Source organism: Flavobacterium sp. HJ-32-4 (genome assembly GCF_022532105.1).
Classification (GTDB): Bacteria; Bacteroidota; Bacteroidia; order Flavobacteriales; family Flavobacteriaceae; genus Flavobacterium.
In genome coordinates, this window is record NZ_CP092832.1 from 406,705 (window position 1) to 431,319 (window position 24,615).

The 24,615-nt window shown below is 51.7% G+C and carries 20 protein-coding genes and 1 pseudogene; 7 read left to right on the forward strand and 14 right to left on the reverse strand.

Going from position 1 to position 24,615, the window contains the following annotated elements; all coding sequences use genetic code 11:
* Positions 1 to 7 precede the first annotated feature (7 nt).
* The 3 genes from MKO97_RS01575 (at position 8) to MKO97_RS01585 (ending at position 4,376) form a co-directional block, all read left to right on the forward strand.
* Positions 8 to 511 carry an ORF6N domain-containing protein gene (locus MKO97_RS01575; protein WP_241104324.1) on the forward strand — a complete coding sequence of 168 codons (504 nt, stop codon included), beginning with the start codon at positions 8 to 10 and terminating at the stop codon, positions 509 to 511.
* Positions 512 to 568: 57 nt separating this feature from the next.
* Positions 569 to 3,967, forward strand: coding sequence for a hypothetical protein (locus MKO97_RS01580; protein ID WP_241104325.1), 3,399 nt, complete (start codon positions 569 to 571; stop codon positions 3,965 to 3,967).
* 178 nt (positions 3,968 to 4,145) lie between these two features.
* On the forward strand, positions 4,146 to 4,376 hold the full coding sequence (locus MKO97_RS01585) for a hypothetical protein (RefSeq protein ID WP_241104326.1): 231 nt from the start codon (positions 4,146 to 4,148) through the stop codon (positions 4,374 to 4,376).
* Positions 4,377 to 4,448: 72 nt separating this feature from the next.
* Here MKO97_RS01585 and MKO97_RS01590 read toward each other — a convergent pair whose 3' ends face one another.
* A complete protein-coding gene (locus MKO97_RS01590; RefSeq protein WP_241104327.1) occupies positions 4,449 to 6,005 on the reverse strand; it encodes an aldehyde dehydrogenase family protein in 1,557 nt (518 codons plus the stop codon).
* Between the two features lie 314 nt (positions 6,006 to 6,319).
* On the opposite strand from MKO97_RS01590, the gene MKO97_RS01595 reads away from it, so the two are divergent.
* Positions 6,320 to 10,423, forward strand: a complete 4,104-nt coding sequence (locus tag MKO97_RS01595) for a glycine-rich domain-containing protein (protein ID WP_241104328.1) — start codon at positions 6,320 to 6,322, stop codon at positions 10,421 to 10,423.
* 48 nt (positions 10,424 to 10,471) lie between these two features.
* Here the strand turns inward: MKO97_RS01595 and MKO97_RS01600 are convergent, their stop codons facing one another.
* From MKO97_RS01600 to MKO97_RS01610, 3 genes are all read right to left on the reverse strand, one after another.
* Positions 10,472 to 11,014 (reverse strand): 3-hydroxyanthranilate 3,4-dioxygenase, encoded by a 543-nt coding sequence (locus tag MKO97_RS01600; protein WP_241104329.1) that lies wholly within the window; start codon positions 11,012 to 11,014, stop codon positions 10,472 to 10,474.
* Positions 11,015 to 11,020: 6 nt separating this feature from the next.
* Positions 11,021 to 11,434: a hypothetical protein gene (locus MKO97_RS01605; protein WP_241104330.1), complete on the reverse strand. Its 414-nt coding sequence runs from the start codon at positions 11,432 to 11,434 to the stop codon at positions 11,021 to 11,023.
* A gap of 92 nt (positions 11,435 to 11,526) precedes the next feature.
* Entirely contained in the window at positions 11,527 to 12,633 is a 1,107-nt protein-coding gene (locus MKO97_RS01610; RefSeq protein ID WP_241104331.1) for an endonuclease/exonuclease/phosphatase family protein, read from the reverse strand.
* Positions 12,634 to 12,772: 139 nt separating this feature from the next.
* On the opposite strand from MKO97_RS01610, the gene MKO97_RS01615 reads away from it, so the two are divergent.
* Genes MKO97_RS01615 through MKO97_RS01625 form a run of 3 tightly spaced genes read left to right on the forward strand, consistent with a single transcriptional unit; the run spans position 12,773 to position 17,673 of the window.
* Positions 12,773 to 15,613: a carboxypeptidase-like regulatory domain-containing protein gene (locus MKO97_RS01615; protein ID WP_241104332.1), complete on the forward strand. Its 2,841-nt coding sequence runs from the start codon at positions 12,773 to 12,775 to the stop codon at positions 15,611 to 15,613.
* Between the two features lie 9 nt (positions 15,614 to 15,622).
* Positions 15,623 to 16,261, forward strand: a complete 639-nt coding sequence (locus MKO97_RS01620; protein WP_241104333.1) for a DUF5017 domain-containing protein — start codon at positions 15,623 to 15,625, stop codon at positions 16,259 to 16,261.
* Between the two features lie 5 nt (positions 16,262 to 16,266).
* Positions 16,267 to 17,673 carry a DUF5689 domain-containing protein gene (locus MKO97_RS01625; protein ID WP_241104334.1) on the forward strand — a complete coding sequence of 469 codons (1,407 nt, stop codon included), beginning with the start codon at positions 16,267 to 16,269 and terminating at the stop codon, positions 17,671 to 17,673.
* A gap of 69 nt (positions 17,674 to 17,742) precedes the next feature.
* Here the strand turns inward: MKO97_RS01625 and MKO97_RS01630 are convergent, their stop codons facing one another.
* The 10 genes and pseudogenes from MKO97_RS01630 to MKO97_RS01665 form a co-directional block, all read right to left on the reverse strand.
* Positions 17,743 to 18,543 carry a M48 family metallopeptidase gene (locus MKO97_RS01630; RefSeq protein WP_241104335.1) on the reverse strand — a complete coding sequence of 267 codons (801 nt, stop codon included), beginning with the start codon at positions 18,541 to 18,543 and terminating at the stop codon, positions 17,743 to 17,745.
* Entirely contained in the window at positions 18,540 to 18,971 is a 432-nt protein-coding gene (locus MKO97_RS01635) for a DUF4870 domain-containing protein (RefSeq protein ID WP_241104336.1), read from the reverse strand. Before MKO97_RS01635 ends, MKO97_RS01630 begins: the two co-directional genes overlap by 4 nt.
* Positions 18,968 to 19,372, reverse strand: a complete 405-nt coding sequence (locus MKO97_RS15090) for a DUF2752 domain-containing protein (RefSeq protein ID WP_371820412.1) — start codon at positions 19,370 to 19,372, stop codon at positions 18,968 to 18,970. Before MKO97_RS15090 ends, MKO97_RS01635 begins: the two co-directional genes overlap by 4 nt.
* 1 nt (position 19,373) lies before the next feature.
* Positions 19,374 to 19,712 (reverse strand): TM2 domain-containing protein, encoded by a 339-nt coding sequence (locus MKO97_RS01640; protein ID WP_241104337.1) that lies wholly within the window; start codon positions 19,710 to 19,712, stop codon positions 19,374 to 19,376.
* Positions 19,713 to 19,757: 45 nt separating this feature from the next.
* Entirely contained in the window at positions 19,758 to 20,132 is a 375-nt protein-coding gene (locus MKO97_RS15095) for a VOC family protein (RefSeq protein ID WP_371820450.1), read from the reverse strand.
* A gap of 33 nt (positions 20,133 to 20,165) precedes the next feature.
* Positions 20,166 to 21,107: pseudogene (locus MKO97_RS01645) on the reverse strand (2-hydroxyacid dehydrogenase); the annotation flags it as partial.
* Between the two features lie 236 nt (positions 21,108 to 21,343).
* A complete protein-coding gene (proC, locus tag MKO97_RS01650) occupies positions 21,344 to 22,117 on the reverse strand; it encodes a pyrroline-5-carboxylate reductase (RefSeq protein ID WP_241104338.1) in 774 nt (257 codons plus the stop codon).
* 12 nt (positions 22,118 to 22,129) lie between these two features.
* The gene (mgtE, locus tag MKO97_RS01655; RefSeq protein WP_241104339.1) at positions 22,130 to 23,479 is read right to left on the reverse strand and encodes a magnesium transporter; all 1,350 of its coding nucleotides are present in this window, start codon (positions 23,477 to 23,479) and stop codon (positions 22,130 to 22,132) included.
* Positions 23,460 to 24,248 (reverse strand): 16S rRNA (adenine(1518)-N(6)/adenine(1519)-N(6))-dimethyltransferase RsmA, encoded by a 789-nt coding sequence (gene rsmA, locus MKO97_RS01660; protein ID WP_241104340.1) that lies wholly within the window; start codon positions 24,246 to 24,248, stop codon positions 23,460 to 23,462. Before rsmA ends, mgtE begins: the two co-directional genes overlap by 20 nt.
* Positions 24,249 to 24,288: 40 nt before the next feature.
* Complete coding sequence (locus MKO97_RS01665) at positions 24,289 to 24,606, reverse strand: DUF4286 family protein (protein ID WP_241104341.1); 318 nt, start codon at positions 24,604 to 24,606, stop codon at positions 24,289 to 24,291.
* Positions 24,607 to 24,615 lie beyond the last annotated feature (9 nt).

Sequence of the window (24,615 nt, forward strand, 5' to 3'; positions counted from 1 at the left end):
CCGATAGATGGAGCCACACGACTTCCTTTACGAGAAAATCCATTACCTGCGCGGCCATAAAGTGATGCTTGACCGCGACCTGGCCGAACTGTACGGCGTCGAAACCAAGCGTATCAACGAACAGGTAAAGCGGAACAGCAGCCGGTTTCCAGACGATTTTATGTTCCGTCTCACCCAAGAAGAGTACAGAAATTTGAGGTCGCAATTTGCGACCACAAAATGGGGCGGTGACCGATATCTTCCCTACGCCTTCACCGAGCACGGCATCCTGATGTTATCGCGTGTCTTGAATAGCGAACGCGCCATCCAGACCAATATCCTGATTATGCGCATCTTCACCAAAATGCGTACGATGCTGCTGGAACACGCGGACGTACGGCTGGAAATCGAAAAAATACGTTCCCGTGTGGAAAACCAGAGCCGGAACATCGAGCTCCTATTCGAGTATGTCGACGAGTTGACGCGACAACCGCCAGAATCCGACCGTCCCGCCATCGGCTACCGGAAGTAAATCGGGCTTTTACACCATAAAACACACTACTTTTGACAATTCGAAGTTATAATCCGGATGGTGAAAACGTGGTGGTACGGTTTGATTCTGTTGGTGACTGCGGCACAAGCCCAGGAGCTTCGGACGTCCTATGAAAACCGCCGGTTTCGGGCCAGTCGTGACACCATCCAGATCGATACCACCGCCGTAGTGCAGTCCTTCTTTCGTTTGAGCGACCGCCAGGGTCAGCCGATCGACACGTCTTACTACCACATGGACTTCGAAACCGGACGGTTGGTGCTGCGCAGTGATGCTCCCTTCCTAGGCGATACGTTGCAGGTTCGTTTTCTGCGACTGCCGAATTACCTCACCCGCGAATATGCACTGTACGATCGAAAAAAAGTGGTCAACGGCACGATGCCGCTACAAGTGCCGGGTACCGGAATACGGAAGTTTGTTCCTTTTGACGGACTGTCGACCTCTGGTAGCATTACCCGCGGCGTTACGGTCGGAAACAACCAAAATGCCGTGGTGAACTCTTCGCTTGACTTACAGATTACAGGACGGCTGTCGGACAAAGTGAGTCTTCGGGCTTCGATACAAGACACGAACATTCCGCTGCAAGAAGGAGGTTATTCGCAGAGACTCGACGAATTTGACCAGATTTTCATTGAATTGTTCGGCGACAACTGGAACATCCGCGCTGGCGACCTTTTCCTGGAAAACCGCCGGTCGCGCTTCCTGAATTTCAATAAGAAAGTGCAGGGAATTGCAGTGGGACTGACACTGGGGGATGCCGAGCACAAAACCACACTCTATGCCTCAGCCGCCCTTGTTCGCGGGCAATACGCACGAAGTTCCTTTACCGGACAGGAGGGAAACCAGGGTCCGTATAAGTTGCGCGGTCCAAATAACGAACTTTACATACTGGTTATTTCCGGCTCAGAACGGGTGTATGTAAACGGCATCCTGTTGAAACGCGGCGAGAGCAACGATTATATAATCGATTACAACGCCGGGGAAATCACGTTCACATCGTTGTTCCCCATCACATCCGAGATGCGGATCAATGTCGAATACCAGTACGCCGACCGAAACTACACGCGTTTCGTGACCTATGGCGGCGCTACCCACGAAACCAAAAAATGGGATATCGGCGGATACGTCTATTCAGAGAACGACGTGAAAAACCAACCCTTGCAGCAAAGCCTCACATCGGAACAGGTCCAGGCATTGGTTGCTGCCGGTGACGATCCGTCGCTGATGGTGGCATCGTCGGCTTACCAGGATACGTATTCAGAGAACCGGGTGCTGTATCGAAAAACGTTTGTCGGTGGTGTTGAAGTATATGCGTACTCCAATGACCCCGACGAGACCCTATACAACGTACGGTTTACGGATGTGGGCCAGGGAAACGGTGACTACGTATTTCTCACGACCACGGCAGCGGGGAAAGTATTCGAATATGTGGCCCCTGTCGACGGCATTTCCCAGGGAAACTACGCTCCGATTATCCCATTGGTGGCGCCTGTCAAGCTGCAGATGGCAACGATAATGGGTGGGTTCCATCCATCTGAGAAAACGGACGTCAAATTTGAAGCCGCCATCAGTAACAATGATAAAAACCTGTTTTCAACCGAAGACGACAGTGATAACCAAGGCATCGCGCTGAAATTCGACGGCCGGCAACGGCTTTACTCGGGCAAATGGAATTTGGACGCATTTTCCGGTTATCAGTTAATACAAAGTCGTTTTCGCGCCATCGAGCGCCTTTTCAATATCGAATTCAGCCGCGATTGGAACCTGACGGAGACACCAACCGGCACTCAAAGCCTGTTCGTTTCCGGACTCGATTTTTCGCTTCCCGAAAAAAGCACGATCTCGTATCGTTTGGAAAAACTCGACTTCTCCACCCAGTTCTCGGGCACCCGCCACCTGCTTTCTGCCTATGCTAACCTCGAGAAATGGCGGATACAACACCAGTCGAGCTATTTGAAAAGCGACGGTACACGGGCCTCTTCGACCTTTTTTCGGCAGCAATCCGATGTCGTACGGCGCCTCGGACGCAATTGGGCCGGCACCAGAAGTCGTGCTGAGGACAACCAGGAGCGCCTGAAGGAAACCGGATTACTCTCGTCTGTCAGCCAACGTTTCTTTGAGTATGGCGCTTTCGTGGGCCGGGGTGACAGTACGAAGGTCTTTGCCGAAGTGGGCTACCTTCGTCGGGTGAACGACAGTTTGCAGGACGGACGGCTGATCCGCGTCAACCATTCCGATTCGTATTACCTGAAATCGCGATTGCTCAAAACCGACAAAAGCGACCTCAGTCTTTTTACCAACTACCGCCTCCTGCATTTTGAAAAGGAAGGGGTAAAAGACGTTCCGTCGTTAACGACCCGCCTGCTATACAACGACCGTTTTTTTGCCGATCTGATACAGGTAAGCACGGCCTACGAGACCTTCGCAGGCACCATTGCACAACAGGAATTCAGTTATGTGGAAGTGGAACCCGGCCGCGGTGTCTACACCTGGAACGACTACAATGGCAACGGCCTTCAAGAATTGCAGGAATTTGAAGTCGCGCCCTACCCCGACCAGGCTAAGTACGTACGGGTGTTCCTGCCCAGCCAGGTGTTCATCCGCACACATCAAAACCGCTTTTCGCAGGCTGTGACCCTCAATCCCCTGAAATGGACGAATGCGACGGGCTTTCGGAAAGTGCTGTCCCATTTCTACGACCAGGCGTCGTTTTCGACCGAACGGAAACGTAAAGCCGAAGCGCGGGAGTTCGATGTCAATCCGTTCGACGGCAGTGAAAACGGGTTGCTGGGACTGGCGCTGACCCTACGCAACTCCCTGTATTTCAATCGCGGAAAGCAGCACCACTCCCTCACGTATACCTGGCTAAAGAGCGAAGCGCGGAGCCTGTTGTCGGTGGGCGCGCAGGAAAACACGAATGGCCTGCACCAACTGCAATACGTACACCTTTTCCAGAAAAGCTGGCTTGTCACCCTTACCACCGAAGCCAATACCTCGGCCACCTACTCTGAGAATTACGCCGGACGTAACTTCCGATTGGAGGGGAAGGAAGGCGAATCGAAGGTGTCGTATCTCTTTTCAAAGAATGCCGCATGGGACGTTTTTGTTCAGTTTAAAGAAGTGTCCAACCGACTCGGCGACCAGGAAAAACTATCGCAAACGCGTTGGGGGACGTCGTTTTCCTTCACGGGCAGCAAAGATTTTACCGCAAATGGAGAAGTGGCCTTACTTCGGAATGGTTACAGCGGAAATGCGTTGTCACCCGTAGCCTATACCATGTTGGAGGGACTCCAGCCCGGGCAAAACACGACCTGGCGTCTGCTGGTGCAAAAAACACTCACCCAATACCTGGACTTAAATATCAGTTACCAGGGACGAAAAAGCGAAGGGACAAAGGCCATCCATACGGGGAGTATACAACTTAGAGCCTTTTTTTAAGTTAATACGTATATACCAAAAATGCCACAAAACAGACCGGATATACCCGTTTATAGGCATTTTTAGGACTTCGTCGGAATTTAAAGTCTTGTTTACATGAAAGTTTGTAATTTGCACGCGTTTGATCGAACAAACAATTGTCGGTTTTTGAATGAATTTTTCCCTATTTTTGTGGCCTATGAAAGTCGTACATAAGAATTTGCCCCTTCTTATTCTATCGGCTGCCATGTTGATTGCCACGCCAGCCCTCGCGGCAGGCCCAGGGGGAGGTCCACCACCACCTGCAGGTCCGCCACCTCCGCCTGGCTTACCAATCGATCATGGTATCCTTTATTTGATTGCAGCTGCCATCGCCTACGGTGGGTTTGTGTTGCTCGGTAAGATAACATCCCGAAAAGTCAAGGCGTAATAGTTGTTATTCCGCTGAGTAAAATAAAAAAGGCCGCCCGAAAAGGCGGCCTTTTGTTGTGTCAGGTCGATCTTACAAATCGAACTTGATACCCTGAGCGAGTGGCAGACTGGTCGAATAGTTGATGGTGTTGGTTTGTCTTCTCATGTAGACTTTCCATGCATCCGATCCAGACTCGCGGCCACCGCCCGTTTCTTTCTCGCCGCCAAACGCCCCGCCGATTTCGGCGCCCGATGTTCCGATATTGACATTGGCAATACCACAGTCGGAACCTGCTGCTGACAGGAAGCGCTCCGCCTCGCGAAGATTGTTGGTCATGATGGCAGACGAGAGTCCTTGCGCCACACCATTTTGGATGTCGATGGCATTCTCTACGTCTCCTGAATATTTAAGCAGATACAGTATAGGAGCAAATGTCTCGTGCTGCACGATGGCGAAATGGTTCTCTGCCTCCGCGATGGCGGGTTTCACATAGCAACCACTTTCATATCCGTCTCCAGACAGTACACCGCCTTCTACCAGAATGCGTCCGCCCTGGGCGACGACATCCTGCAATGCTTTTTCATACATCGCTACGGCATCTTTGTCAATAAGCGGTCCGACGTGGTTATTCTGGTCGAGCGGATTGCCGATACGCAACTGCCCGTAGGCTGCGACAATCGCTTCCGTAACCTTATCGTACATGCTTTCGTGGATGATCAGTCGGCGGGTGGTTGTGCATCGTTGTCCTGCTGTACCGACGGCACCGAAGACGGCACCGATTACCGTCATTTTGATGTCGGCATCCGGGGTCACAATAATCGCATTGTTTCCGCCCAGTTCCAGCAGCGAGCGCCCGAGTCGGGCCGCTACTTCCTGCGCTACGATTTTTCCCATACGTGTCGATCCCGTAGCGGAAACAAGCGGAACACGGGTATCTTTTGACAGCAACTCGCCGATTTTGTAGTCGCCGGTCACCAGACAGGAAATACCTTCCGGAAGGTTATTCTCGCGCAACACTTCTGCGATGATGTTCTGGCAGGCAATGCCGCAAAGCGGTGTCTTTTCCGAAGGTTTCCAGATGCACACATCGCCGCAAATCCAGGCGAGGGCGGTGTTCCATGACCAAACGGCCACGGGGAAGTTAAAGGCGGATATAATGCCGATGACACCAAGCGGATGGTATTGTTCATACATGCGATGGCCCGGACGTTCGGAGTGCATGGTGAGTCCGTGCAACTGACGCGACAAACCAACGGCGAAATCACAGATATCGATCATTTCCTGTACTTCGCCAAGACCTTCCTGATAGGATTTCCCCATTTCGTAGGAGACGAGTTTTCCCAGCGCTTCTTTATGCTGGCGGAGCTTCTCGCCAAATTGTCTGACGATTTCGCCGCGACGGGGTGCCGGCATAAGGCGGAAAGTTTTGAAAGCCTCAGTAGCGGCCGCCATCGCTTTCTCATAATCCGCAGCGGTTGACATCTTTACTTTCCCGATAAGTTGTCCGTCCACCGGTGAATAAGATTCAAGGATATCTCCGGATGCAAAATTATTATTACCGGTTGAAGTTCCCTCATTGATATCCTTGATGCCGAGTTGCAAAAGGGCCGCTTTCATTCCGAATTGTTCGGCTATTGTGGTAGTCATGCGTGTTGTCTTTAAAATTTTCGTGGCAAAGGTACTAAAAAAGGGACGTTCGAAAACGTTACCGTATGGGCAACGCAAGAACGGAAAAGACATGAACGCCATTTGCAAAAAAAACACATCATATGACCGAATACACCCTCAGCGCTACCGAATTCGGACAATCTAAAAATTTGCCCGGAAGGACGGCCTACTTTTGCGCAGCCAAAACCGCACGCACACGCTTTAAGCCGATATAAAAACCTATTTAATAGGCCGTTAACAGGAAAACAGCCTTCGTCAAGCGGTTTGTTTTTATCGAATCTAACCCTTCTTATATGCAGCGTACCATCGCACAAATCACGAGTTTACGGGTCCTATCGGCGTTGTTCATGATGACGGTCTTCTCAGGGAATGCCCAGTCAATCTCAGGCCCCACTTCAGCCCGGGTGGGACAAACAGCTTTGCTTTCAACCCCCGGCTTCAGCAGTTTCGTGCTGCCCACCGGCGGTACCATTACCACTATCGGCAATGACCGCATCCACACCTTTACATCCGCAGATACGTTTGTGACGGCACAGAACCTTTATGGAGCAAGCCTGCTGGTAGTGGGCGGCGGCGGCGGCGGCGGTTTCAACGGCGGTGGCGGTGGCGGGGCAGGCGGCTACTCCTATAACCCCTCCTTCACCCTCGTTGGCGGCACCTATCCCGTGACGGTGGGCAGTGGCGGTCTCGGTTCAACCAGTGCATCGGCTACCGGACTCAATGGCGGCCCCAGCAGTTTTGGCTCGGTTGCCACCATGCCCGGTGGGGGTGGGGGTGCCACACGAAATCTAGCAACACCCGGCGGGCAGGGCGGGTCAGGGGGCGGCGGCGCCGGTAGTGGCATAGCTACTTCAACAAGTTGTATGTATAGCGTTGACCTCGGAACATCCGGAGGCGCTTCCTTAACAGTATTCATCGATGGCGTGCCCTACGGCAGCATTTCCGCGCAGTCAGACCCCGAATCTGGGACCGCAGGAACGGCCTCGATGAACTTCCCGGTAAAAAGCGGGCAAACCATTACCGCAACACCAGGCGGAGAAGGATTTTGGGTTTTTTATAACGGACCCAACGAATCTGGTCAAAGTTTGGGTCTCAACCTCACTACTCCAATTAACCTCTGCACGGCCGGCGGTAGCGACAATGCCGGTAACGGGACGATTAATTCCAAAGGAGGTAAAGGAACCCCTTTCGACGCAGGTTGCCTTGCAGCGGGCGGAGGAGGTGGCGGTGCAGGTGGTGCAGGAGCAAACGCAACAAACGATATGGCAGGGGTCGGTGGCGCCGGCCTGCAAAACAATATTACCGGGACATCCCTTTGGTATGCTGCCGGAGGGGGTGGCGGTCTTGCCGGATATTCCGGATGCGGTACTTCTACGGCGGTCAGTCCGGGCGGTGCGCCTGGTGGCAGCGGGATTGGCGGCAACGGCGAAACTACTGCGGGAGCAGCCAACACCGGATCGGGGGGCGGCGCCGAAAAAAATGGGGGTTCAGGAGTTGTCGTGGTGCGCTATCCGCTGCCGCAATGGTGGTCAAGCAACCCTTCGATTGCCACCGCCGAAGCACTAACAGGTGTCGTGACGGGCGTTTCGGCAGGCACCACCACCATTAACTGCAACTATGCTGGAAACCTATTTTCTGTTTCATTTACCGTAACAGCACCGGCACCGGCGCTGACCATCACGGGCACAACTTCGTTATGCCCGGGCAAAACATCAGATTTAAATAGCGGCCGCCCCGATTACGTTGCTCCTACGGGGGGAATCATTACCACTATAGGTAACGAACGCATCCACACTTTTACGGCTTCGGGCTCGTTTAATTCCCCACAACCTATATATGGTGCCCGCATCCTCGCGATTGGAGGCGGTGGCGGAGGGGCAAGTGACGGAGCCATCGCAACCAGTAGCGGTGGCGGAGGGGCGGGTGCCTACGTATACCTCGCGGACCGCGATATCCCATCAGGGAACCAAGCCGTCACGGTGGGTGTAGGAGGTGTCGGAGGTGTCCATAATGGCACCGGATCCGGATCCGCCACCACCTTCATATCGGCCTTGGCTGCTGGAGGTGGGTTCGGCGCCTCCGAAGGGTCTATGTACTTTGCTGCCAACGGTGGCTCTGGCGGCGGCTCTTCGGTCGGGACAGGCGCGAAGGTGAACGGAGGGTTAGGCACAGTTGGATATGGTTATCAGGGAGGTAACTCCGTATATTCTAACTCCTGCACCCGCTCCGGCGGAGGTGGCGGTGCGGGAGGACCGGGCCAGAGCGGCACCGTGACCGGTCCAGGAATGGGAGGTTTGGGCCTACAGAACGATATTTCCGGAACGGCCTTATGGTATGCCGGCGGAGGCGGAGGCTATTCAGATTGCGGCGGAGGCGCAGCAGGCGGCAGTGGGGTTGGTGGTAATGGCGGTGTATCAGACGGCGCCCCCAATACGGGATCCGGAGGCGGAGGCGGTAAGAACGGAGGATCGGGCGTTCTGGTCATCCGCTACACCATTCCCGCCTGGACCAGTTCCAATCCGGCCGTGGCCACGGTCGATGCCGTGACGGGTCTTGTCAGTGCGATTTCTGCCGGAACGACGACCATCAGCTACACTTCCTTTGAAGGCGATACGGTATCCGTACCCGTAACCGTGTCTCCACCTTATATAGTTCCGACCTTTACGCAGCGACCTCCCGTCTGTAAAGACATGCCCATGGCTGCTTTACCGACTACATCGCTTAACGGCATTACAGGCACGTGGAGTCCGGCGATAAACACATCGCAAACCACTACCTATACATTTACACCGACAAACGGCCAATGCGCGTTGCCGACCACGATGACTGTTCCGCTTTCAGACACTACGACTTGGAATGGAACGACTTGGAGCAACGGCACTCCGGATGGCATAAAAAATGTCACCATTGCCGCCGACCTTGACATCGATTACGATCTCAATGCCTGTGCACTTACCGTTACCAATAACGCCGATGTCACGGTCGTCACCAACTCCGTTCTCACCGTGCAAAATGAAGTTATAGTTGATCCGGGGGCCATGCTTACGATCGAAAGCGATGCAAACCTTCTACAGAAATCAACGGCGACCGTGAATACCAACGTGGGCACTATTCGGTTGAAACGCCAGGCCTTCATGAATCGCCTTGATTATGTGTATTGGGGATCGCCGGTATCGGGACAGAACCTTCAGGCGTTCTCGCCCGCCACTTTACCGAATCGTTTCTATACCCTGAACGAATCGACCAGCGCGTTTGTTCCGGTCGATCCGGCAACGAATAGCTTCACTCCTGGTAAAGGCATTATCATCCGCGCACCAAATAATTATCCGGATTACCCACTCCCCAAACAGTCTTTTATGGGCACTTTCACGGGGGTACCTAATAACGGAAACTATTCGGTAACAGTATACAAATCAGGACCTTCGTTCGGCTATAACTTGCTCGCAAACCCCTATCCTTCCACCCTCGACGCCTATCCATTTATTGGTAACAACAACAGGGGTACTATTTATTTTTACGTCCATCAGAGCCTGTTGGGCGGGGGCTATAATTATGTATACTATAATCTTTCGGGATCGATTGGCTCGGCCACCGGTATTGAGTCGCTTGGCTACATACAACCTGGGCAGGGATTCCTGTATCGCCCTAATGCGGCTGTGGTAAATGTCACTTTCAGAAACTCTATGCGCATGGCGGTAGCTTATGAATTCTATCGCACTGCAAACCCGGATCGCCATCGCTATTGGCTCAACTTAAATAAAGGCGGTAGTCGGATGGGACAGCTACTGGTTGGGTACTTCCCTGAAGCTACTGATGACTTCGATGGCGGCTATGACGGATCACTTATTCCTGGCGGTAACTCCATGAGTGTGGATGTCGGAGAGGAAACATGCGGCATCGTGGCGAAGCCACTGCCTTTTGAAGAGAACAGCACGGTACCGCTTCACCTCCACATTGAAGACGCCGGCAGTTATTCGATTGCCTACGACCACGCCGACGGCCTTTTTGACCAGGGCCAGCAAATCTACGTCAAGGATACGGCCTTGGGTGTTACACATAATGTAAGTGCTTCGCCGTATGAATTCCTGTCGGAAGCCGGCGATTTTCCGGACCGACTCCAGATCGTCTACCAGCAAGGCCCGACACTCGGAACGCCGGAGCATCCGTCAACTCCATGGGAGGTTGTGGTATATCCCGCCAACGGAAAGCTTCATGTAGAAGGAAGTGCTGAACTGAAATCCGTACGTATATTCGATTTGCGCGGCAGGCTGCTGTATGAGAAAAACCAAATAGGTGCAACGACGGCTGAACTTGACGGCTTCTTCCCTACGGGCAGCATGGTGCTACTGAAAATTACTGGAAACGAAGGAGAAACGACGAAGAAAGTGGTCTTCTAACGAAGAAAAACAGATAAAAAAGGGAGTCGCAAACGGACTCCCTTTTTTTTAATTTTCCTTATCGATGAACCGTGGATCGGTTTCCATTACGCAACCGCATTGGGTGCAGGTTCGCTTTTCCACCGATGCATAAAACTGTCGGAAGTGGGGCAAAAAGTCTTTTTCGATGTCGTGCAATTCAAAATACACCTCATGCAGTTTGTGGTTGCATCGCTCGCAGAACCACAACAGTCCGTCAGTAAATCCTTTCCCCGCCCGCTTGCGCTCAACGACCAAACCAATCGATCCTTCAGAACGTACGGGTGAATGCGGTACTTTGGCAGGGTGGAGATACATATCGCCTGGACCCAGCTGCATTTCAACGCGTTTTCCTTCTTCCTGTATCGCTACGGCGATGTACCCTTCGAGTTGGTAAAATAACTCTTCCGTTTCATTATAATGGTAGTCCTTGCGCGCATTTGGGCCGGCCACGACCATTACGATATAATCATCCGCATCGGTAAATAGGTTTTTGTTCCCAACAGGCGGTTTGAGCAGGTGCCGGTTATCGGCAATCCATTTGGTGAGGTTGAAAGGTTTGGAGACGGGCATGCGCTGTTAGGATTTGGCTTTGATCTTCGTCTTAGGGTCGGGTTTTGCTGCAGGTTTGTCCTCTGTCACCACGATCTTCGACGGATTGAACATCTGAGGAATGGTACTGCCGCTTTTGGCGTCGACCACGACTTTTCCTTTGACGAGAATTTGCTTACCGTTAAGTGCGTCCAACTTGATCTTCATCCGTTCTGCGTATTTGGGCGCAATGGCGACGGTAAAGACGTTATTCGGGAATCCTTTGTCGACGTTGATGTAAGCGGGTGCCCGCTCATCGGACGGCATCTTTACCGAGGCGACTTTTCCCTTCACCCATACATCGCGACCCACATAGTCTTTAATAACGGCGGTGGTGATGGTATCCTGCGAAAACCCGGCGAGGCCTAACAGCAGGAAACACAGGCAACATAGCTGTTTCATGTCGATTTGTTTTACCTCGCAAAGGTACGGGGTTTGCCTTAATCCGTTTTACGGAAAAACCGTAAAAAAGCCGGAACATGTCCGGCTTCAAATTACATTTCTTTCAACAGGTAGATGTAAACGGGAAAGTGGTCACTGAACCCAATCTCATTCGCGGAATGTCGCAGCGGATATCCCTTATACTGGCCCTCCTTCTGAATAAGGAACGGTTTGTTGTAGATGCCCGCCTTCCAATAACGGAACGAGGAACGATCATTGCGAATCAACGGCTCCGACACCATAATCTGGTCGAAGATATCGCCGGCGTCACGATAGAACAACGTGGCGTTGCCTTCATAATACATTTGCTCGAACGGGTTGTATACGCCTTGTTCTTTGACTTCGTCTTTACGGCGTTTTGCCCCAACTCCCTCTTTGACACTCTTATTATACGAACCATCGTTCAGGTCACCCATCAGGATGATCTTGGCATTGGGGTTCACCTTATATAAAGAGTCCATGATTTTTCGATTTAATCTCCCCGCTGCCTCGCGGAACGGACTGCTTTTCTTTTCTCCACCCGAACGCGAAGGCCAGTGGTTGACCAGGATGTTGATTTCATCACCATCAAGAAGTCCGGTTACCAACAACACGTCACGGGTATACACGCGATAGTCTTTCGACACTTCGATTTTGTCGTCCTTGTCGTTATCATCCTCTTTCTTCTTGGAATCGGTTTTGTCGCTTGCCTGGTTATTGTAGATCAACAATGGAATGTTGATGTAACTCGTAGGCTTGAAGTGTTTTTTCTGATACAGCAACGCCACGTCGATACCCCGTTTGTCGGGCGAGTCGAAATGGACGATGCCATAGTCGTTCTTCGCCATCAGGGGTTGTTTCACCAGATCCTCGAGTACGCCGCGGTTCTCGATTTCAGCCCCGCCGATGAGAACGGGTGCCTCCTTCTGCTGATCGCCGGTTCCAATCTGCGACAGCACGAACGCCAGGTTCTGGAGTTTCTTTTTGTATTTGGCCGACGTCCAGTTTTGGGCCCCGTGGGGTAGCCATTCCTCGTCGTTATTCGCCTGATTGATGGTGTCAAAGAGGTTTTCGAAGTTGTAAAAGGCCACCGTATGGACACGGTATTTTTTCTCCTGGGCCGACACCGTCCCTATCGTGAGCATTAACAATACGGACAGGGCCAGGTTTCTGATATTCATAACAATGTACATTAAATTAACATCAATATTTAACGCGAAAGCGGAAGCAAAAGTAGATAATATTAATTAATCGTGTACCTTTGCCGCCGTTAAGAAAAAGTTTATTCTCAACAAAACACGTTTAATATTCGTAACTTTTATGAAAAAACTAGTATTCAGTATTTTATTTGCAATGCTGGCGGTTGTGGGATGGGCTCAGGACAAGCCCGCCTCGGCAGTGCTGACCGGAAAGGTGGTCGATGCCAAATCACAGAAGCCGATGCAGAGCGCCGTCGCGACGATCGAAAATACCTCGTTCATGGGGTTGGCCGACGCGGAAGGCGTTTTTCGGATTGAAGGCGTCACCGGCGGAAAGCAGATGGTGCGTATCAGCAGCACGGGCTATTCCGATAAATTGCTTCCGATTGACCTGAAAGACGGACAAACACTCGATCTTGGTATCGTGGTGTTGGAGGAAGACCAAACTTCGGAGCAGCAACTCGCACTTATCACCCTGACCGAAAACGACCTGGGCGACGACAACAGTGGTTCGGAAAGTACATCCGGACTTCTGCAGGCCACCCGCGACACCTATCAGCAGGCAGCGGCCTTCAACTGGGGACAAGCCCGTTTCCGGGTTCGCGGCCTTGACAATGAATACGGTACTACTATGATAAACGGCATCGTCATGAATAAAATTTATGACGGAAGGCCACAATGGAGCAACTGGGGTGGACTTAACGACGCAACGCGTAACCAGGAATTCACAACAGGATCGGCTCCGTCTGACTACATTTTTGGCGGCGTTCTGGGCACACAGGAAATCAATACCCGTGCCTCACTTTACCGTCCGGGTACGCGTCTTTCAGCGGCAGGCACCAACACCAACTATACCTGGCGCACGATGGCCACCCATGCATCCGGTATGAGTCCGGACGGATGGGCCTACGTCATTTCAGCGGGCTACCGCGGTGCGAAAGAAGGCTATTTTGAAGGAACCGATTACGATGCCCTTTCGTTGTTCGCCAGCGTGGAAAAACGCCTTTCTGACCGTCACTCATTGAACTTTACCGCAATCTATGCACAGAACAGCCGCGGAAAGAACTCTCCAAACACACAGGAAGTTACCGATTTAGCGGGCGTAAAATACAACTCCTACTGGGGTTGGCAGGATGGCAAAAAACGGAATTCACGCGATAAAGACGTCGAAGAGCCGATTTTCATCCTGAGCCATTTCTGGAAAATCAACGACCGTAACCGCCTCAACACCAACGTATCGTACCAAACAGGTAAAATCGGCAACAGCCGTTTCGACCAGCAGAATGCGAACAACCCGGATCCTTCTTACTACCGCAACCTTCCGAGCTATTACCTGAACTACGGTACGTTCGATGACCAGTTCAACTTTACACACCTGCCGGATCTGACCGGTGCTGCGGCGGCTAAGGATTTCTTCCTTGCCAACCGTCAAATCAACTGGAATGCGATCTACGAAGCCAACCAGAACACAGTAAACGGAAACAGCGCGGTCGTGTTGTATGAAGACCGTACCGACGACACACAGTGGTCGGCCAACTCCATCTTCAGCTCTACCCTTAGCGACAATATCGACCTGAATGCAGGTGTGAACTTCCGTCGCCTGAAATCACATAACTTCCAGAACCTCCTGGACCTGTTGGGCGGACAGTATTTCCTCGATATCGACACGTTCAACACCTCGATCTCGGACGACGCGACGCAAAGCGACCTCAATAACCCGAACCGTCAGGTAGGTGTGGGCGACACATACGGTTACAACTACAACCTGTTTGCCACTACCATTGATGCCTTCACACAGTTCCGTTTCCGTTACCGGAAAGTCGATTTCTACCTTGCGCAGTCGTTCTCACGCAACGATTACAAGCGTGAAGGTCTGTACCGCAACGGCCTGTATGCCAACAATTCATTCGGCGACAGCAAAAACGCCGTCTTCGAGACATTTGGTTTCAAAGGAGGCGCTACCATCAAGATTACCGGGCGTCAATTCATCGACCTGAACGCGGTATATATGACCAAAGCACCTACGATGCGCAGCACATTCGCGAATGCACGTCTGAACAACAATATCACACCTGACCTCGCACCTGAGCGCGTTACGGGAGGTGACATCAGCTATGTAATCCGTAATCCGAAATTCAAGGCGCGTCTTACCGGGTTCTATTCAAAAATGCAGAACACCACTGAACTTTCGTTCTTCTATGCGGAAAGCGTGGGCGACGAAACCAACGCAGAAGCGGATCAGGATGCCTTCATCAGCGAAATCCTTACGGGAGCTGACAAGCAAAACATCGGGGCGGAACTTGGTTTGGAATACCAAATCACCTCTACCCTGAAGATAACAGGTGCCGCCAACTACGGGCAATACATCTACACCAACAACCCACGTCTTCGCGTAAATGATGACGCGTTGGCTACTGCCGACAACCAACAGCCTATCATTGACTTCGGAAAGGCTTACCTGAAAAATTACCGTGTAGCAGGAACGCCACAACAGGCGTACTCACTCGGATTGGAATACCGCGATCCAAAATTCTGGTGGGTCGGTGCCAATGTGAACTGGTTGGACGACAACTACCTCGACGTATCGAATATTCTCCGCACTGACAACTTCACCCTTGATTCAGGAGAAGGCGTATCATTCCCTGGCGCTGACGACGCTAATGTGCGTGCTGCGTTGAAACAAGAGAAATTCGACGGCTTCTCGCTGCTGAACGTAACAGGTGGTAAATCGTGGAAAGTAGGCGGAACCACTTTCGGGTTTTTCGCTACGATTAACAACGTACTTGATCGCGAATACAAAACAGGTGGCTTTGAGCAGTCACGTAAAGCGACCTATCCAGACTTCGTTCAGGATAACTCAAGTGTAGCGGCCGGCCTTGCAGGTGGGGCACGCGGATTCGGGCCGAAATATTTCTACGGCTACGGACGCACATTTTTCGTAAATTTCTATGTTAATTTATAATTTGCTGTGATGAAGAAGATTGTAACAAAAACTATGATCCTGGCGGCCTTTGCTATGGCCTTTACAGGATGTGTCCAGGACGACGACACCGCACAGCCAAATGTGCTCGTCCCGTTCTATTCTGAGAATTTTAATACCATCACCCAAGACCAAGACGGCAACGTGTTTGATTTTACGGGATGGACGAATTTCGCAGAGAAAGGCACCAAACTCTGGACAAAAGAGTATTATCGTGGTGATGGAACGCCACAGTTTAACCCGTACGGGTCTGGACAGGCGCAGAACATTACGTGGCTCATCAGCCCGATGATTGAATTTGGGGCCGACAACCTCAACCCGGGCTTTACGTTCCAGTCGGCCCAGAACTTCGTAAGCGATGTCGTCAATAACACTATTGAGGTATACGTTTCGTCGGATTATGACGGCACCCACGTATTGGATGCCACTTGGGTAAAAATGGACAATGTAAGGATTGCGACTCCGGACGACGGAGGCTACAACTTTGTAAATGCCGGTAGTTTTGACCTTTCACAGTTTGTGGATGCCGGACATGTGTACATAGCCTTCCGCGCTATCGGATCGGGTTCAAACACGTCACTTGACGGACTTTACCAACTCAACAATCTTTACGTTTACAACCAAAAATAATCGAAATGAAAGTATTCAAGTATACGGCGGCGTTCGCCATGATGGCTTTGCTGGCCAGTTGTGCGGCTGACGACGATTACAGCGCGCCTACCGAGTCGGCCTGTACGACCCTTACGCCCACCAAAACGGTAGCCGAGGTAACAACCGGTCTTACAAATGAAGAAGCACAGTATCTGGGCGATGATATCATCGAAGCCTACGTTACATCCAGTGACGAAGGTGGTGTGTTCTACAAATCCATCTCAATGGTATCGACAGATGGCGCCATCGGCTTTTCTGTGCCGGTAGACGCCTATAACCTCTATACCAAATATGAGCCAGGACGGAAAGTGTACATCCGTATGAAAGACCTGTATCTGGTAAACAGCGATCAATATGATATCGGTATCCAGATCGGTGGACTTTACAATGGCAACACGCCGACGGACCCGAGCGATGATGAAGTGGGCCGTCTGTCAGGTGTAACGTACCAAAACATCCTAATCAAATCTTGCGATAAGGTAAACGAAGATGATTTGGTGAACCATGTGACCATCACGCAACTGCTCAATGACAGCTACCTGAACAAACTGGTAGAACTTGACAATGTTCAGTTCAACGATGCGTCGCAGGGTAAGAAATACTACGATCCAAGCCTGAACGATTTGGGCGGTGCTACCAACCACCTGTTGCAGGACGTGTATAACAACACGGTTATCTTCCGTCTCAGCAGCTTTGCCGTATTCAACCAGAAACTCGTCCCGGCCGGAAGTGGAAAGATCCGCGGTGTATTGACAAAATACAACGGCGACTACCAACTGATTCCCCGTACGGAAAACGATATCAAACTCGACCAACCGCGTATCGCTGTTGACCTCGCGGCACCTATCGTAGGAACCGACCTGCAGTTCCGCAGTAACTTCGTTGAGAACTTCACCAGCTATCCTACCACACCTACCGCTGCAAGCCGCGTTTTTGCGCCGTATATCAACGACCCGTTCGTAGGTAGCCGTTACTGGGAAACGAAGACTTTCAGCGGTAATAAGTACATCCAGATGACATCGTTTGGCGGTACACCGGAAGTGAACCGTACGCTGTTTTATGTCCCTGTAGATTTCGGAGGCGCCAACAACCTGTCATTCAAAACAAAAGCCGGATTTGACAACGGTGCGAAACTGAAAGTATACTACCTGAAAGCAGAAGATTATACGCCAGGACAGCCTTTGGATGAAAGCAAACTCGTTGAAATTACAACGTCTTTCACCATTTCAGCCGGACAGACATCGGGTTATCCGACGAACTTTACCAATAGTGGTGTGTATGCGATTCCTGGAACCCTGACTGGAAATGGATACTTCGTATTCGAATACAGCGGTGATGGCACCAGCGGCCTTACGACTACGATGCAGATTGACGACATTACAGTGAACTAATTAGTTCCTGTTTTGATGTATAGAAAAGGCCTCCGTTTGGAGGCCTTTTTATTTCTATCGAAAGGTATTTTACTGCCCTTCGATCCGTTCTTTAAATGCTGACCACTCCGCTGCCCTAAGCGTTTGCGTTTTACCTGTTGCCCGTCCTTTGACGCGTTTCAGGATTACCCGGGCCCGTTCCTCCGAATCGGGGTGCGTGGAAATCCAATTCATTGCCTCCGGCAAATCCCCTTTTGAGGCTAACTGAAAGAAGAAATCTGCGAGGGGTTTCGGATCGATTCGGGCTTCCATCAAATAACTGACACCGGTATAATCGGCTTCCTCTTCCAAACTGCGGTCGTAAGCGCTTGAAGAAAGCAACCGGATGAGTCCGTGCACCTGTGAAGCCCTGCCTCCACTGACAATCGACAACAACGCTGACAGGCCGATTTCTTTCGACAATTTCTGCATGACGTGGTTTTTCTGTATATGGGCTACCTCATGCGCCAACACACCTTGTAAGGCTTCCTGGTTGGGACAATCCGTAATAAGTCCGGAATAGACGGCCAGGTGGCGATCAGGCAGTGCGAAGGCGTTGACCTCGTCATTTCGGATAAGGTGTATTTTTAGCGAATCACGTGGGATGCCGGCCTCTTTACAGATCGGATCAAGCAACCGCCCAAGTGTTTCGTTAAGCGAGTCGTCGTAGATGATCTCTTCGGTGGTTTCTACCTGTGTCCATATCAGATCGCCTAATTGTTGTTCGGTAGAATTCCGGATGTTCTTTACGTGGAAAAACGAAACGTAATCGAGCTGTGAAAAGCCGTACCACAGCGCCAGGAACAGGCCAAGCGTGGCCACTCCCTGCAAAAAGGTTCGTGTTGGGTTCATTTCCGGCACAGGATATGAGCAAGTCCACCCACAAACCAGATCTCAACAGGGTGCCCTTTACGCACCTGTATGGCTGCATAGATAGTCGTGATGAACTCGGCTACGTTAAACAAAAAGATTGTTGACATATAGGCAAAATAGCGGTTGGTCGCCTGGTCATCGCCAAATACGATGTGCACCGTCCACCAAAATCCCACACTGTTCATGCAAAACAGCAACAACTGTGAGAGCAGGGCCTGGGTGCAGTGCCAACGTACAAAATACGTTCCCCTCCGATTTCCCAGGAAGAAAATGGCCGTCGCCAATAAATTGATAATCGGAAGCGGTAGCCCCATAACGATGGCGATCAGCGACATCAGGTAACTGTTCGAGGCTTTCTCCCGTTCATGATCCGACGGAACCGTTTGATGTATACCAATAGTATTCATAGGTCTTTGTATATATTCCAAATCCAATTAAGCAGTACCAGCGCGACGAGAAAACTCGCAACGAGCGGTCGCCGCACCGTCTTTTCCATTCGGAGGTAGGCCGCCAGAAATGTCGACTTGCCCGTCAGCAGGTCTCCTATCACCCACAACGGTATTGTGAGCATCCCGGCGACTGCCAGTATGCCCAGTGGGTTCTTCGCCAATGAAGCCAAAACATGCCCCCTTAGAAGCAGGAGAGCGGCTCGCGTGGTCCCACAGGATGGGCACGGAACACCTGTTGCGCTATGGAACAGGCAAACCGGCTGCCGCCAATGCCAACCCGCAAAACCCTTTAGGTATAGGTAAGCAGAAGCAAAAAGGCAGGCTATCAGAACAAAACCGTATAACCTGCCTTTTTTCATTTTAGTACATCGCGCTTTGGAACGCCTGCATATTTTTCTCGCGGGTCGCGCCCATGATCAGAAACCAGTCAACAATACCCCAGATACCGAAACCTCCACACGTAAGAAGCTTTCCGATGCCCATTCCGGTATCGCCAATGTAAAAACGGTCAATGCCCAGGTTTCCGATCAGGATGGAGATGATCAACGCTGTTGTAGGGTCTTTGTACTGTACGGTTTGTATCATGCCCCATTTAGAGTCATCTGCCTGCAGCAATTGCTCACGAATGGCGTGTAATTGGTAGCTTTCAAAGAACTTTCCGTTCGCCATCATGAACATGTCAACTTTTTGTGAATCCATTTTGTATGTTTTAATTGGTGTTTTGTGTGGTCTAAAATAGGAAAATTATTGAAAGCCACTGTCAATAGGCTCCCACAATTCGATTTTGTTTCCCTCCGGATCCAATATCCAGGCGAACTTCCCATATTCATAGCTCTCCGGCGCGCCTACTAACGTCACGCCTTCTGCACGCAGTTTTTCGAGTAAACCATCCAGGTCGTGCACCCTGAAGTTTTGCATAAACGGCTTTTCACTGGGCTCAAAATAACGCGTCGAATCCGAAAAAGGCGCCCAATTCGTAAGGCCGTCGTTACCGTCTTTGTCCTTCCACATAAATGCCCATCCATAATCGCCGGCGTCAATGCCCAGGTGTTGGTTGTACCAGGCTGAAAGCGCCTTCGCGTCCTTCGCCTTGAAGAAAAACCCACCAATGCCGGTCACCCGAACATCCTTTTGTGTTTCCAGCAGCGGATGAAACAATGCTAGTACCTTATCCGCGATAACCGTAGCCAGCCGCTCATGGCTTTCGAACGTCCACCCGGCGATATGGGGCGACAACAATACATTATCCGCTTGCGTGAGGTACCTCAGCGGTTCAGGTATACCATCCGTAAACAGGGTTTCGAAGGATGATCGCTCATACTCCAATACATCTAGGGCGGCACCCAACACTTTTCCCGACTGTAAGGCCTGTACCAAATCAGCCGTCACGACGTTCTTACCCCTAGAGGTATTCACCAGCCAAAACGGCTTCGCGAACGACGCGATGAAGTCTGCATCGACCATCTTGTCGGTCTCAGGCGTCCACGGAATATGCAGCGATAAAACGTCCGCTTTTTGCTGTAGTTCCTCCAATGTCACCTGACGGGCATTGGCATCTGCAAGACCCGAGCGGATATCATGGAAAAGTACGTCGACTTCAAAACCGCGCAACTTCCGCGCGAAGGCTTTGCCCATGTTCCCATAACCGATGATGCCCACCGTCTTTCCGTCGAGTTCATGCCCGCGGTTCGATTCGCGGTTCCACTTCCCCTGTCCTACCTCACGATCGGCCCGTTTCAGGTTGTTGAAGAGCGCCAGTAACATCCCCAGTGCCTGCTCGGCGACCGCATTCCGGTTCCCTTCCGGTGCGGCAATCAGTTGGATGCCTTTCGATGCGGCGTATTCGGTATCGATGCTTTCGAGTCCGGCGCCAACGCGGGCTATGAATTTCAAATTCGGCGCCGCGTTCAGGAATGCCCGGTCAATGGGGAAGCGACTGCGGATGACGATGCCGTCATAAGCACCGATTTTCGATTCGATGACGTCTTTTGACGAGGTATAATCCGTGTCGTTCTGGATGCCGCCAGCCTCTAATTTCGCTATGAGAGCGGCATGATTCGAGTCTAGGTGCAACACCTTTATTGTTTGTTCCATACATGTACCTATAGGTTGAATGCCGCAAAATGAGACACGCAAATTTTAACAAAAAGTACGGGTTTCCCGTATCCAACAGTCCGCGCCACTTCGTAAGGGACGCATCCGCCCCTCCCCTAACGCAATCTAAAGAATCCCGCCAACACCCTTTTACGGGGAAACCGCATGAATTGTTAAAGTTGACATCACGCGACGTTTTCCTTCGAACGAACCTAACCTGGCGCTTAGCAAACAGCTTACCCCTTTATTTTCTTCAGCGAAGCCTTGATACCCGTAATCAACGACGAACTGAACCCCTGGTGTTCCATCTCATTCAAACCGACAATCGTACAACCCTGTGGGGTCGTAACCTTGTCAATGAGTTGCTCGGGGTGCAGGTTTTCCTCGAGCAGCATCTCGGCTGCACCTTTTACCGTCTGTGCCGCGATGGCGAGGGCCGTCTGCGAATCAAACCCAATCTCGATGCCAGCCTGCATTGACGCCCTGACATACCGCAGCGCGTAGGCCGTTCCGCAGGCACCGAGCACCGTCGCCGCATCCATCAATTTATCATCGATGACGGGCACCGTGCCGAGCGCTGAAAAGACTTCAATGACCTTTCCGGCAGCCTCTTTCGTTCCGCTTCCGTGGGAAATACAAGTGGCAGAAGCGCCGAACTGCGCTGCAATGTTGGGCATGATCCGCACGCAGGGATTCGCCGGAGCCTTAGCCTCAAGCACGTCGAGTGTAAGTCCGGATACCGCCGATGCCACGATTTTTCCGGGAGCCGCAGGCAGGATTTCATCCAAAACGGCATCCACCTGATAGGGTTTTACCGTCAGGATGATGATGTCCGCCGCTGCGATACCGTCGGTGTTATCCGAGGTAATCCGGATGCCTTTTTCGGGCAGCGCCGCAATCGCGGAAAGGTTGCGACGGGTGACGGTCACCTCATGCTGGGGTGCAAACCGAACAAGGCCGAGGGCGATGGAAACCCCCAGGTTGCCACCACCAATGATGTGTATCTTCATGTTTCAATCGTATCAGAACCCGAGAATCAACCGCGCGATCCAGAAGTAAATCAGGATACCGAACACGTCATTCGTCGTCGTGACGAAGGGACCGGTGGCGATGGCCGGGTCGATTTTATTTTTGTGCAGAAGCAACGGTACAAGAGTGCCGAGCGCCGCCGCAAAGATGATGACGACGATGATCGAAATGGAAATGGCAAAACCTACATAAACCTGGCCATAGACGGTCGCGTGATAAATCAATAGAAACAACGAGATGGTCGTTCCCGATAAGGCCGATACGGCCAGTTCCTTCTTGAAATACGCCTTATTGAACTCACGCAGCGAGCCGTTGGCCAGTCCCTGCACCACGATTGCCGATGCCTGCACCCCAATATTTCCGGCCGTAGCCGACAAAAGGGGCACAAAGATGATTAAGGTTTTATAGGTGTCCTGTATGGCGTGGTTGGCATCCAACACCAGCGAGGCCAGTAGTTCGATGGCCATCCCCATCAACAGCCACGGCAACCGCGCCTTGATGATGTCGAAGAAACGGTCGGTCGCCTCTACGTCGTTGGTGATACCCGCCGCCAACTGGTAGTCTTTGTCGGCTTCTTCCTTGATGACGTCTACGATATCGTCGATGGTGATGCGCCCCGCCAGGCGTCCGAGCTCGTCGACCACCGGAATGGCTTCGAGGTCGTACTTCTGCATGATGCGCGCCACTTCGGTATTCGGGTCGTCTACTTTGACGAAATTCAGTTTCCGGATGTACACCTCACTGATGGGGGTCTTGGTCGACGTGGTCAAAAGATCCTTAAGTGAAAGCCGTCCTTTCAGGCGGTCTTCTTCATCGACCACGTAGATGGAATGCACGCGCGACACGTGTTCGGCCTGTGCCCGCATTTCTTTCACACAAGTCAGCACGTTCCAGTTCTCGTTCACTTTCACGAGTTCTTTGTGCATGATACCACCGGCTGTGTTTTCGTTGTATCGGAGGAGGTCGACAATGTCTTTCGCGTGCTCGACATCTTCCATTTCGGAGATGACCTCCTGCTTCATCGAGGCCGGAAGCTCGGCGATGATGTCGGCCGCGTCGTTGGTGTCGAGTTCGTCGAGCTCTTCTGCGATCTCTTTCGGTGAGAGTCCGGCCAGGATGCGTTCACGAAGGTGATCGTCGAGTTCGAGCAGTACTTCCGAACTCTTCTCGCTGTCTAAGATCCGGAACGCGTAGGTAGCGTCGTTGAAGTCGAGCTCGTCAAGGATTTCAGCGATATCGGCAAAGTGCAGCTCGTTAAGCAGGACTTCCAACTGACCGTCGTTCCTGCTTTCGATCAGTTGCTCTACCTCGGCAATGATTTCCTTACTGACGTTGAACTGCATCGGCTGCTATTTTTTGGGTAATGCTGATGAACTGCGCGAAATCAAGCTGTTCCGGACGCAGGTCAAAGATACTATCTTCCCTTAAAATATCAGACAGCCCGAAGGTTTTTAAACTGTTACGAAGTGTTTTGCGGCGCTGGTTGAACGCGGTCTTTACCACATGGAAAAACAGCTTCTCGTCGCAAGGCAACGTAAAGTCGGCCTTACGCCGCAACCGCAGCACGCCCGATTTGACTTTCGGTGGCGGGTTGAAGACGTGCTCATCCACCGTAAAAAGGTACTCCGCCTCGTAAAAGGCCTGCACGAGTACTGACAAAATACCGTATGTTTTGCTTCCCTTCTTCTCGCAGATCCGCTCGGCTACCTCTTTCTGGAACATACCTGAGAATTCGGGAATGCGGTGCCGCAACTCAAGCGCCCGAAACACAATCTGGGAAGAAATGTTATAGGGAAAATTGCCAATGATGGCGAACGGCCGGTCACCAAACGTGCGGCTCAGGTCATACCGAAGGAAATCCTCCGATACGATGTGCCCGTGCAACGCCGGATAGTGTGCCTCCAGATACGTAACCGACTCGGTGTCGATCTCGATTACGTAGGTGGTAATAGGCTTCTCAAGGAGGTATTTCGTCAAAACGCCCATTCCAGGGCCGATTTCCAGCACATCGTCATAGCCCTCGAAACCCAGGGTATCGGCAATGCGTCGCGCCACACTTTCGTCTTTCAGGAAGTGTTGCCCGAGGTGTTTTTTAGCCTGTACTTTCTCCATGAGCGGGGTATTAAAGGTGAATGTGGAATAGGGTTCCGTCTTACGCCGTGTGTTCCGACACCAATTCGAGTTCGGTGCGGAATGCCAGCATTTTGTCGCCGAACAGCCGAAGGCCGTCCTCACGCAAACGAGGGGCGTCTTCAGCGTAATAGCGTTCGAGTGTCGCGCGGTCAGGTGCGGTATATTGTACAGCATACGTCTGCCCGCCCATTTCCTCTTCCACTACGACCTTTACCAGCCGGGCAGACGAAAACTTGCCGGTCGCCAGTACGTCGGGGATGTGGATATCACGCATCCAGTCGAGCCACTGTTGGTGAATCGACTCATCGATGTTGAGGGTGACGTTGTAGAGGATCATGAGGAGAGA

Bases quoted from the DNA above. Each gene is read 5' to 3' on its own strand.
- MKO97_RS01575 (WP_241104324.1), top strand. From the start codon at position 8: ATGGAGCCACACGACTTCCTTTACGAGAAAATCCATTACCTGCGCGGC.
- MKO97_RS01580 (WP_241104325.1), top strand. From the start codon at position 569: ATGGTGAAAACGTGGTGGTACGGTTTGATTCTGTTGGTGACTGCGGCA.
- MKO97_RS01585 (WP_241104326.1), top strand. From the start codon at position 4,146: ATGAAAGTCGTACATAAGAATTTGCCCCTTCTTATTCTATCGGCTGCC.
- MKO97_RS01590 (WP_241104327.1), bottom strand. From the start codon at position 6,005: ATGACTACCACAATAGCCGAACAATTCGGAATGAAAGCGGCCCTTTTG.
- MKO97_RS01595 (WP_241104328.1), top strand. From the start codon at position 6,320: ATGCAGCGTACCATCGCACAAATCACGAGTTTACGGGTCCTATCGGCG.
- MKO97_RS01600 (WP_241104329.1), bottom strand. From the start codon at position 11,014: ATGCCCGTCTCCAAACCTTTCAACCTCACCAAATGGATTGCCGATAAC.
- MKO97_RS01605 (WP_241104330.1), bottom strand. From the start codon at position 11,434: ATGAAACAGCTATGTTGCCTGTGTTTCCTGCTGTTAGGCCTCGCCGGG.
- MKO97_RS01610 (WP_241104331.1), bottom strand. From the start codon at position 12,633: ATGAATATCAGAAACCTGGCCCTGTCCGTATTGTTAATGCTCACGATA.
- MKO97_RS01615 (WP_241104332.1), top strand. From the start codon at position 12,773: ATGAAAAAACTAGTATTCAGTATTTTATTTGCAATGCTGGCGGTTGTG.
- MKO97_RS01620 (WP_241104333.1), top strand. From the start codon at position 15,623: ATGAAGAAGATTGTAACAAAAACTATGATCCTGGCGGCCTTTGCTATG.
- MKO97_RS01625 (WP_241104334.1), top strand. From the start codon at position 16,267: ATGAAAGTATTCAAGTATACGGCGGCGTTCGCCATGATGGCTTTGCTG.
- MKO97_RS01630 (WP_241104335.1), bottom strand. From the start codon at position 18,543: ATGAACCCAACACGAACCTTTTTGCAGGGAGTGGCCACGCTTGGCCTG.
- MKO97_RS01635 (WP_241104336.1), bottom strand. From the start codon at position 18,971: ATGAATACTATTGGTATACATCAAACGGTTCCGTCGGATCATGAACGG.
- MKO97_RS15090 (WP_371820412.1), bottom strand. From the start codon at position 19,372: ATGAAAAAAGGCAGGTTATACGGTTTTGTTCTGATAGCCTGCCTTTTT.
- MKO97_RS01640 (WP_241104337.1), bottom strand. From the start codon at position 19,712: ATGGATTCACAAAAAGTTGACATGTTCATGATGGCGAACGGAAAGTTC.
- proC (WP_241104338.1), bottom strand. From the start codon at position 22,117: ATGAAGATACACATCATTGGTGGTGGCAACCTGGGGGTTTCCATCGCC.
- mgtE (WP_241104339.1), bottom strand. From the start codon at position 23,479: ATGCAGTTCAACGTCAGTAAGGAAATCATTGCCGAGGTAGAGCAACTG.
- rsmA (WP_241104340.1), bottom strand. From the start codon at position 24,248: ATGGAGAAAGTACAGGCTAAAAAACACCTCGGGCAACACTTCCTGAAA.
- MKO97_RS01665 (WP_241104341.1), bottom strand. From the start codon at position 24,606: ATGATCCTCTACAACGTCACCCTCAACATCGATGAGTCGATTCACCAA.